A 1,044-nucleotide genomic window follows, 5' to 3' on the forward strand; every position below is an offset into this window, starting at 1 on the left:
ATGTCCAAGAATTTGTATATCCAAAAAATTTGTTGTACATTTGCACCGTCAGTACCCGCCGAGCCTCTTTACAATGCTTAAATTAGGCGGGTCGTTTTTTTATATATGCTTAATGAGAACCAATTATTCAAAAACTTGTACACTTCCGCAAGATTTATTGTTTTTATTGAAACAAAGAGGTCTGATAATTTCCGATGAGCAAAAAGCCGTTAGTTATTTATCAAATATCGGCTATTTTCGTTTGAGTGCTTATTTCTATCCATTGCTAAAAGAACCCAAAACAGAACATTTGTATAAAAATGGCGCAACTTTCGACAAAGCGTTGGACATGTATCGTTTCGACCGAAAGTTGAGAATATTACTTTTCAACGAGATTGAAAAAATCGAAGTCGCTATTCGTAGTGCAATGAATAATCTGATTAGCGATGCTTTAAATGATATTTTTTGGATTACCAATGTCAAACATTTCAATAATCCGTCTTTTTTTACCAAACGTTTAGCCCTGATTGATTCTGAATTGGAAAAATCGAATGAAGATTTTATTGTTCATTTCAAAAACACATATAACAATCCATATCCTCCTGTGTGGATGATTGCAGAAATAATTCCTTTCGGTGTGTTGTGTAAAACATTTAACGACTTGAGATACAAATCCATACAAAAAAAAGTAGCTGATTACTTTTCTCTTCCATTGCCAGTTTTTTCTTCTTGGATTATTTCGTTAGTCAATTTAAGAAATTTGTGCGGACATCACAATCGCACTTGGAATAAAGAAATACCCTTTGCCTCGCATAAACTCAATAATCCTAAATTCGCTTGGATAAATCCAGATAATACGGACATGAAGCGAGTTTACTTTCGTATTTGCGTTATCAAGTATTTGCTGTTTACAGTTTCGCCAAACAATAAATTTACACAAAAACTCAAATCTTTGTTAGCAGAATATCCTACGGTTGATATTCAAGCAATGGGTTTTTCAATTGATTGGCAAAACGAGCCACTTTGGCAATAAGTTGGATATTTATTTGAATGATGTAACAAAGC

At 33.3% G+C, this 1,044-nt stretch carries 1 protein-coding gene; it reads left to right on the forward strand.

Annotated features, from left to right (window positions below; translation table 11 throughout):
* Nucleotides 1-1,012, forward strand: a 1,012-nt coding sequence (locus ACYPWY_RS16355) for an Abi family protein (RefSeq protein ID WP_459686611.1), incomplete at its 5' end; no start/stop codon positions are given.
* Between the last annotated feature and the right edge of the window lie 32 nt (nucleotides 1,013-1,044).

The organism is Viscerimonas tarda (assembly GCF_054601255.1).